The sequence below is a fragment of the Falsiroseomonas oryziterrae genome (assembly GCF_021864505.1).
GTDB classification, from domain to species: Bacteria; Pseudomonadota; Alphaproteobacteria; order Acetobacterales; family Acetobacteraceae; genus Falsiroseomonas; species Falsiroseomonas oryziterrae.
The window spans coordinates 1-6,126 of record NZ_JAKJIB010000258.1 but is presented as its reverse complement, the minus strand read 5'-3'; the positions used below and the strand labels follow the sequence as shown (position 1 = coordinate 6,126).

Here is a 6,126-nt window from a genome sequence, read left to right as displayed (position 1 = left end):
GCGCCCGGCGCGCGCTCCACCCGCGCCAGCGAGACGGCGCCGAGGATCGCTGCGGGCTCCTGCGCGATGCCGGGCGGCAGGCGCCAGGCGCGCACATGCGGGACCCAGCCCGCCTCGCGCGCCGCCCGCGGCACGTATTCGGGCGGGCCGACATAATCCGGGCCGGCCATCAGCGCGCGCGCGTCGCGGCCGGGGAAGGCGATGCGGTCCTCCGGCTTCGCCACCGCGACGAGCGCGACGAAGGCGGGCAGGAGAAGGGCGAGCGCCGCGACGCCGAGCGCCACGCCGTCGCGCAGCCTCGTCCGGCCGGCGCGCTCCGCGGCCTCCGCCAGCAGCGCGACATGGGCGGCGAAGAAGAGGCTCGCCGGCGACAGGAACCGCCAGGGGAACTGGATGTAGTCCATCGGTGGCAGCAGCATCCAGGCCGGCAGCGTCAGCGGCGTGGCAAAGCCGAGGCTCGCGAGGCCCGCGAGCAGCACCGCGCGGCTCGCCGCGTCGCGCGGTGTCGCGCGCTTCGCCGTGATCCGCGGCGCGACGCGCCAGGCGAGCAGCGCCGCCGCCAGCGCCAGCGCGAAGGTCGCGTAGAGCAGCAGCCAGACGAGGCTCAGCTGGCCGGTCGCCATGCTGCCCCAGAACAGCATCGTGCCGCGGAAGCTGTGGCCTTCGCCCGTCAGCTCGGCGGCGCTGATCTCGGGCCCGAGCAGCAGCGCCGGCACCAGGTGGAAGCCGAGCAGCGCGATGCCGAGCGCGAAGCCGAGCGTCGCGTCCGTCGCGCGGCGCGGGCCGAGCGCCAGCGCGTAGATCCCGCCGCAGATCAGCGCCATCAGCGCAGTCGGCACATGCGCGGCGCCGATCGCGGCGAAGGCCAGCGCGACGGCGGCGATGCGGCGGCGGGCGGGCAGGTCGCCGGCGATGGCGAGCATCAGCAGCGGCAGCAGCGCATTCGCCACCGCCTCGGCGAAGGCGAAGCGCACCACGGGGTTGAACAGCGCGTTGTAGGGAAAGAGCGCGAAGGCGGCGGCGCCGACCAGTGCCGCGGGGCGCCCGGCGAAGCCGCGGATCCAGCGCCAGCAGGCCCAGATCCCGAGCAGGCGCGTGACGAGCATCGCCGCGGCGAGCTGCCACGACACCTCCGTCAGGCCGAACGGCGCGAAGCCCTGTGCGACGAGGAAGCCGAGCGGCGGGTAGAACAGGAAGACCGGCGCGCCGAGCCCGCCGAAGAAATTGCCCAGCCAGCCGGGCGGCACGCCGGGCACCGTGGCCCAGGCCTCCTGCAGGCCCGCCATCGCGGCCAGCGCGAAGGGCGCGTCATGGCCCGAGAGGCGACCCTGCGCGGGCGGGCCCAGCAGCGCGAGGGCGACGACCAGCCCCAACGCGGCCGCCAGCGCGAGCCAGGCCGTTCGGGCCGGACGCGTCGGCGCTCGTGGGACAAGGGCCATGCGCTCACCCGTCTTCCTGCATCGCGATGGAACGGGCCGGAGGCCCCCCGAATGTTCCCGAAGCGCATCGCCGCGCGAATGGTTCCCCCGCGGCGCGCGAGTCCCGCGGCGCGAGGTCGCGGCTGGCGGGAGCGCGTCGCCACCCCAGATCCGGGCGGATGGGACGGAGCCCGCGATGTTCGACCGCCTCCTCGCCGCCGGCGCGGCGCTGCTGCTCGGCGCCTGCACGGTGGTCGGCGTGAGGTCCGGCACCGAGGAGCCCGCTTTCGAGGTGCTGGGCAGCCAGGCCGGCCTCGAATTCCGCCGCTACGGCCCGCGTCGCGCGGCGGAGACGGTCGTGGCGGGAGAGGAGGCGGCGGCGCGGAACGAGGGATTCTCGCGCCTCGCCCGCTACATCTTCGGTGGCAATGTCGGGTCGTCGCGGATCGCCATGACGGCGCCGGTCGCTCAGGAGGGTCAGCGGATCGCGATGACGGCGCCGGTCGCGCAGGCAGCATCGGGCGAGGGGCACGTGATCCGCTTCTTCCTGCCGGCCGCGCTGCGCGATCCGCCCGCCCCGCTCGACCCCCGCGTGCGGATCGCCGAGGTGCCGGCCGAGACCGTGGCGGTGCTGCGCTTCTCCGGCGTCCCGGACCCTGACCGGGTGGCGGAGGCGCGGGCGCGGCTGATGGCTGCGCTCGGCGGCACGCCCTGGGCTGCGGCGGGCGAGCCGGTGGGTTGGTTCTACGACCCGCCCTGGACCATCCCGGCGCTCCGGCGGAACGAGGTCGCGGTGGCCGTCGCGCCGCGCGGTTGACCGGCGCGCGGCCTCTCACGCAGAAGACGCGGATGACCGACGCGCCCCGCTTCCCTGATGACGGCTCTGGCTACCCGCGCGACCTGCGCGGCTACGGTGCGAACCCGCCCGATCCGCGCTGGCCGAACGGCGCGAAGCTCGCCTTGTCCTTCGTGCTGAACTACGAGGAGGGCGGCGAGAACACGGTGCTGAACGGCGATGCCGGCAGCGAGCTGTATCTCCACGAGGTGCCGGGCGGATCGCCGGTGCTCGGCGAGCGGAACCGCAGCGTCGAGACGCAGTTCGACTACGGCGCGCGGGCGGGCGTGTGGCGCGTGATGCGGCTCTTCGCCGCGCAGCGCTTCAACTTCACCGTCTATGGCGTGGGCCGCGCGCTGGAGCTGAACCCGGACGTCGCGCGCGCCTTCGCCGGGGCGGGGCACGAGGTCGCCTCCCATGCCTGGCGCTGGTTCGACTACCACTCGATGAGCGAGGCCGAGGAGGCGGAGCATATCCGCCGCTGCGTGGAGACGATCGAGCGGCTCTGCGGGCAGCGCCCGGTCGGCTGGTACACCGGTCGCTTCAGCCCGCGCACCCGGCGGCTCGTCGCGCGGGAGGGCGGCTTCCTCTACGACAGCGACTCCTACGACGACGACCTGCCGCACTACGTGAAGGTCGAGGGGAAGGACGTGCTGGTGATCCCCTACACGCTCGACAACAACGACATGAAGTTCGCGGTGCCGCCGGGCTTCGGCGACCCGGACGGCTTCGAGCGGCATCTCCGCGACGCCTTCGACCTGCTGCTGGAGGAAGGCCGCGCCGGCAGCCCGAAGATGATGTCGGTCGGGCTGCATTGCCGGCTGGTCGGCCGGCCCGGCCGCGCGCGGGCGCTGCAACGCTTCCTCGCGCATGTCGCGCAGCATCGCGACGAGGTGTGGGTGTGCCGGCGCGCCGACATCGCACGGCACTGGTGGAAGGAACACCCGCCCCGCTGACCGACGGGGCGTTGCGCTGCGTCAGGTCGCGGCCGCGGCGGAAGGATCGCGGGCGAGGATCTCCGGGTTCACCATCATCGCAGGGTCGGGCCGGCCGTCCAGCGCGTCGAGCACGTTCCGTGCGGCCTGGCGCGCCATGCGGGCCATGCCTTCCTCGGTACCCGCCGCGGCATGCGGGCTGATCACCACGTTCGGCAGGCGGAGCAGCCGGTTGCCCGGGTTCGGCGGCTCGGCTTCCAGCACGTCGAGGCCGGCGCCCATCAGCCGCCCGCTCTCCAGCGCGGCGACCAGTGCCGCCTCGTCCACGATCGGGCCGCGGGCGGTGTTGACCAGGATCGCGCCGGGCTTGAGCGCGGCGAAGGCGGCCGAATCCATCAGGTGGCGCGTCGCCGGGGTCAGCGGGCAGTGCAGCGTCACGACATCGGCCTCCGCGAGGGCGGCATGCAGGTCGCGCGCGACCCGATATCCGTCGGCGGCGATCCGGGCGGGGTGGTAGAGCGGGTCCAGCACGGTGACCTCCATGTGGAAGGCCCGCAGATAGGCCGCGACGCGCGTCCCGATCCGGCCGTAGCCCACCACCAGCGCCCGCCGCCCGGCCAGGTCCACCATGCGAGGCCCGCCCTCCGGCCACCAGCCGCCCTCCTTCACCTGCCGGTCGATGTCCACGGCGCGGCGGGCGACGGCGAGCAGCAGCATCATGGCGTGCTCCGCGACCGAGAGGTCGTTGGCGCCGTTCACGACCATCACCGGGATGCCGCGCGCCGAGCAGGCCGGCACGTCCACCGTGTCGAAGCCGACCCCGATGCGGGACACCGCCTTCAGCCGCGGGGCGACGGCCAGCGCCGCCGCGTCGATCCGTTCCAGCCACAGCACCGCGCCATCCGCCTCGGCCAGGGCGGCGTGCCAGGCCGCGACGGGCGGGTCGTGCAGCACGACGAGGTCGAGATCGGCGCGGGCGTCCAGCAGGGCCTGGCCTGCCGGATGCAGGGCGCGGCCGAGCACGATACGGGGCATGGCAGGGTCCTCCCGGCCGCGATGCTCGCCCGGAACGGGAAGCTTGCCCAGGCTCGCCCGGATAAGTAGGGTGCGCCCGTCATGACGCCCCGCGCGCCCCGCATCGAGCCTGCTGCCGCCCTCCGGGCCGGCCTGGGCCTGCGCGCGCTTCTTCTTCGACTTCGTCGCCCCTGGGCGTGACGCCCGGCTGACCGCCGGCACCGCTCAGGGGAAGCCCTGGCGCTTCGCGCGCCATTCGATCGGCTGACACGACGCAAGCAGGAACGCCCAACATGTCCATCCAGCATCCGTCCTTCGGGACGCTCGACCCCGACCGCATCATCGTCTTCGACACCACGCTGCGCGACGGCGAGCAGTCGCCCGGCTTCTCCATGAACCTCGAGGAGAAGCTGCGCATGGCGGAGGCGCTGTGGGAGCTCGGCGTGGACGTGATGGAGGCCGGCTTCCCGATCGCCTCCGTCGGCGACTTCGAGAGCGTCGAGGCCATCGCCAAGAAGTTCAGCAAGGACGGCCCGGTGGTCTGCGGCCTGGCGCGCACGGCGCCCGGCGACATCGCGCGTGCGGCGGAGGCGATCAAGCCGGCGGCGCGCGGGCGCATCCACACCTTCGTCTCGACGAGCCCGCTGCACATGCGCGTCAAGCTGCGCATGGAACCCGAGAAGGTGCTGGAGCTGGTGACCTCCTCCGTCACCATGGCGCGCAACCACACGGCCGACGTCGAGTGGAGCGCGGAGGACGGCACGCGCACCGAGCACGACTTCCTCTGCCGCTGCGTCGAGGCGGCGATCAAGGCGGGCGCGACCACCATCAACATCCCCGACACCGTCGGCTACGCGGTGCCGGAGGACATCACGGCGATCTTCACCATGCTGCGCGAGCGCGTGCCCGGTGCGGACAAGGTGATCTTCTCGGCGCACAACCACAACGACCTGGGGCTCGCGGTGGCGAACACCATCGCCGCGATCCGCGCCGGCGTGCGCCAGATCGAGTGCACCATCAACGGCATCGGCGAGCGCGCGGGCAATGCCAGCCTGGAGGAGATCGTGATGGCGCTGCGCACGCGCCACGACTCGATCCCCGTGCAGAACGGCGTGAAGACGCCGAACATCCTGCGCACCTCCCGCCTGCTGGCGACTATCACCGGCTTCGACGTGCAGCCCAACAAGGCGATCGTCGGCCGCAACGCCTTCGCGCATGAATCCGGCATCCACCAGGACGGCATGCTGAAGGACAGCTCGACCTACGAGATCATGACCCCGGAGAGCGTCGGCTGGACCAAGTCGTCGCTGGTGCTCGGCAAGCATTCCGGCCGCGCGGCGTTCAAGGACAAGCTGAAGTCGCTCGGCTACGAACTCGGCGACAACGCGCTGAACGAAGCCTTCAAGCGCTTCAAGGACCTCGCCGACCGCAAGAAGGTCGTCTACGACGAGGACGTCGCGGCGCTGGTGGACGACGAGGTCGTGCGCGCCAACGACCGCATCAAGCTGACCGGCCTGTCGGTCTCGACTGGCATGCACACGCGCCCGATCGCTTCCATCGCGCTGGAGGTGGATGGCGAGGTGCGTGAAGGTGTCGCAGGCGGCGACGGCGGCGTGGACGCGACCTTCGCCGCGCTGCGCCAAGCCTTCCCGCACGAGGTGAACCTGAAGCTCTACGCCGTGCAGAGCGTGACGGGCGGCACCGACGCGCAGGCGCGCGTCACCGTGCGGCTCGAGGAGAACGGCAAGCTGGTGGACGGCCAGGGCGCGGACACCGACACGATCGTCGCCTCCGCCCGCGCCTACGTCCACGCGCTGAACAAGCTGCTGGTGAAGCGCGAGCGCACCGCGCCGGCGGGCATCGCGGCGGCGTAGCGCGGGAGGGGCGTTGCCCCTCCCGGACCCTCCCCACCAAGGGCCAGTGG

The 6,126-nt window shown here is 73.1% G+C and carries 5 protein-coding genes; 3 read left to right on the top strand and 2 right to left on the bottom strand.

The features are described 5' to 3' along the window. A partial coding sequence (locus tag L2I40_RS17415) for a hypothetical protein (RefSeq protein ID WP_237216461.1) occupies positions 1-1,439 on the bottom strand: 1,439 nt, incomplete at its 3' end. A 175-nt stretch (positions 1,440-1,614) separates the two neighbouring features. Between L2I40_RS17415 and L2I40_RS17410 the strand changes: the two genes are divergently transcribed. Continuing rightward, the gene (locus L2I40_RS17410; RefSeq protein ID WP_237216460.1) at positions 1,615-2,235 is read left to right on the top strand and encodes an SOUL family heme-binding protein; all 621 of its coding nucleotides are present in this window, start codon (positions 1,615-1,617) and stop codon (positions 2,233-2,235) included. Between the two features lie 32 nt (positions 2,236-2,267). After that, complete coding sequence (gene puuE, locus L2I40_RS17405; RefSeq protein WP_237216459.1) at positions 2,268-3,209, top strand: allantoinase PuuE; 942 nt, start codon at positions 2,268-2,270, stop codon at positions 3,207-3,209. 21 nt (positions 3,210-3,230) lie between these two features. On the opposite strand, the gene L2I40_RS17400 is transcribed toward puuE, so the two are convergent. Continuing rightward, on the bottom strand, positions 3,231-4,223 hold the full coding sequence (locus L2I40_RS17400; RefSeq protein WP_237216458.1) for an NAD(P)-dependent oxidoreductase: 993 nt from the start codon (positions 4,221-4,223) through the stop codon (positions 3,231-3,233). 272 nt (positions 4,224-4,495) lie between these two features. On the opposite strand from L2I40_RS17400, the gene L2I40_RS17395 reads away from it, so the two are divergent. Then, the gene (locus L2I40_RS17395) at positions 4,496-6,076 is read left to right on the top strand and encodes a 2-isopropylmalate synthase (RefSeq protein ID WP_237216457.1); all 1,581 of its coding nucleotides are present in this window, start codon (positions 4,496-4,498) and stop codon (positions 6,074-6,076) included. Positions 6,077-6,126 lie beyond the last annotated feature (50 nt).

What these genes read in the sequence shown, in the direction of transcription:
- L2I40_RS17410 (WP_237216460.1), top strand. Translation starts at nt 1,615, where the DNA reads ATGTTCGACCGCCTCCTCGCCGCCGGCGCGGCGCTGCTGCTCGGCGCC.
- puuE (WP_237216459.1), top strand. Translation starts at nt 2,268, where the DNA reads ATGACCGACGCGCCCCGCTTCCCTGATGACGGCTCTGGCTACCCGCGC.
- L2I40_RS17400 (WP_237216458.1), bottom strand. Translation starts at nt 4,223, where the DNA reads ATGCCCCGTATCGTGCTCGGCCGCGCCCTGCATCCGGCAGGCCAGGCC.
- L2I40_RS17395 (WP_237216457.1), top strand. Translation starts at nt 4,496, where the DNA reads ATGTCCATCCAGCATCCGTCCTTCGGGACGCTCGACCCCGACCGCATC.